This is a genomic window from Streptomyces sp. JJ36 (assembly GCF_021696945.1).
Classification (GTDB): domain Bacteria; phylum Actinomycetota; class Actinomycetes; order Streptomycetales; family Streptomycetaceae; genus Streptomyces.
This window is the reverse complement of the sequence record NZ_JACYHE010000157.1, coordinates 1-2,384: the sequence shown is the minus strand read 5'-3', so window position 1 is coordinate 2,384 and position 2,384 is coordinate 1. Positions and strand designations below refer to the sequence as shown.

The following is a 2,384-nucleotide window of genomic DNA, read 5'->3' as shown; positions in this document are numbered from 1 at the left end:
GTGCGCGGCCCGGGCGCCGCCGCCCGGTGCGGACGCGGGGGCGGCGGTCCGCCCGTAGTCCGCGGGGCCGCCGGGGGCGGTGTCGCCGTCCCCGGGGCGGGCGTCCGCCGGTTCCCGGCCCGCCGGGCCGGCGCCGTTCCCCGCGGCCGGGTCCGTGCCGGGCCGCGGCGGTACGCCGGAGGGGCCGTACGCGGTGGCGTGGTCGAACGGGTAGCCGGGGAACGGCACCCGGCGGCGCGGCCCGTCGTGCAGCGCCGCCCAGTCCACGGCCTCGCCCGCCGCCCACCGGGCGGCGGCGTCCGCCGGGTCGGCCGGCCGCACCGGCTCCTCGCCGGCCGCGCGGTGCGGGCCGCCGGTGTGCACCCCGGGTGTGCCGGCCTCGCCGGTGTCCCCGAGGTAGGCGTCCAGGCGGGCGCGGAGCTCCTCCGGCGAGGAGGCCACCACCGCCAGCCGTTCCGGCAGCACGGCCCGCCCGGTCTGCGCCGTCCAGGCGAGGTCGGCGAGGCGCACCGGCAGCGCGGCGGCGAACTCCCGCAGCCGCCGGGCGTGGGTGCGCACCTGGTCCCGGGTGCGGGCGGAGAGGACGATCACCTGCGGCCCGGGCCGTTCGTCCGCCGGGGCCGACGGGGCGGGCGGCGGCTCCTCCAGTACGACGTGCGCGTTGACGCCGCCGAAGCCGAAGGAGCTCACCCCGGCCCGCAGCGGCTCCCCGCCGTCCCGCGCCCAGGGCTCCGCCGTACGCAGCACGCGGAACGGGGAGTCCGCCAGCTCCAGATAGGGGTTGAGCTCGCCGAGCCCGGCCACCGGCGGCAGCGTGCGGTCCCGCAGGGCGTGCACGGCCGCGATCACCCCGGCGACGCCGGCGGCGCTCTCCAGGTGCCCCACGGACGCCTTGAGCGCGCCCAGCACCGTGCCGGGCCGGGCGGCCCCGGGCGGCGCGTCACCGCCGGTCGTGTCGCCGCCGGTCGCGTCCCCGGACGGGGCGGTGCCGGCGCCGTCCGGTGACGGCGGGGCGGCGTCGGCGAACGCCCGGCGCAACCCCTGGAGTTCGATGGGATCGCCCAGCCGGGTCCCGGTGCCGTGCGTCTCGACGTAACCGATCCGGTCCGCGGTGAGCCCCGCCTGCCGCAGCGCCGCCGTGACGGCCTCCGCCTGGCCGCGCGGGGTGGGCGCCGTCAGCGAGTGCGCCCGGCCGCCGTGCGAGACCGCCGACCCGCGGATCACCGCGCGGACCGTGTCACCGTCGGCGAGCGCCCGGGAGAGCGGCTTGAGCAGCACCACCCCGACGCCCTCGGCCCGTACGTAGCCGTCCGCGCGGCTGTCGAAGGTGTGGCAGCGGCCGCCGGCCGACAGCATCCCGCCGCGGCTGAGCGACACGTACCAGGTGGGCGTCATCACCACGTTCACCCCGCCGACCAGCGCGGCGTCGCACTCGCCGGCGCGCAACGCGGCCAGCGCGCGGTGCAGGGCGACCAGGGAGCTGGAGCAGGCCGTGTCCACGGTCTCGCTCGGGCCGCGCAGATCCAGCAGATGGGAGACGCGGTTGGCGACGATGGCGTGCACGTTGCCGGTCACCGTGTGCCCGGCGACGGGCGTGCCGTGCTCCCGCAGCAGTTCGAGGTAGTCGTGCAGGGTGGCCCCGGCGAAGACCCCCGTACGGGTGCCCGCGAACGAGCCCGGGGCGTGCCCGGCGTCCTCCAGCGCGTGCCAGCAGGTCTCCAGGAACAGCCGCTGCTGCGGGTCCATCAGCGACGCCTCGCGCGGGGAGAGGCCGAAGTGGGCCGCGTCGAAGGCGGTCACGGAGTCCAGGAAGCCGCCGGCCCGGCAGTCCGTGGTGCCGGGCTCGCGCCGCGGATCGCCCGCCCACGCGCGCCAGTCCCAGCGGTCCGGCGGCACCTCGGTCACCAGGTCCCGGCCCGCCGTGAGGTTGCGCCAGAACTCCTCCGCGTCGGCGGCCCCCGGGAAGCGGCCCGCCAGGCCGACGAGCGCCACCGGCTCCACGGGGTGACCGGCTCCGCCGGCGGCACCGGGCGTCCCGGGGGTGTGCTCCTGCCCGGGGGTGTGCTCCTGTCCGGGCACTTGTTCCTCGCCGGAGGGGTGCGACGCCGTGCGGCTCCGGGCCGCGGACGTCCGCGGGCCGCACGGTGCCCCCGTGCCGGACGGGGCCGGCGCCGGAGTCCCGGACGCCGGCGTCCGACCGCCGGTGGTCGCCGGCCCGGCGGTGGATCCCGGCGGGACGTCGGGGCCCACCGGGCCGGAGGGGCGGGGCGCGTGCGGGTTCCGTGCCGGGTGCGGAGCGGCCTCGCGGACCCCGGCCGGTTCGCCGGCCGCGAAAGCGGCGACGTGAGTGCGGAGAGTGACGAGGGTGACGAGGGTGGCGAGCG

At 79.7% G+C, this 2,384-nt stretch carries 1 protein-coding gene; it reads right to left on the bottom strand.

The genetic code is table 11. The features are described from left to right. The coding region (locus HOY81_RS26950) for a polyketide synthase (RefSeq protein WP_237323328.1) at nucleotides 1-2,079 on the bottom strand (2,079 nt) is incomplete at its 3' end. Nucleotides 2,080-2,384: the final 305 nt, after the last annotated feature.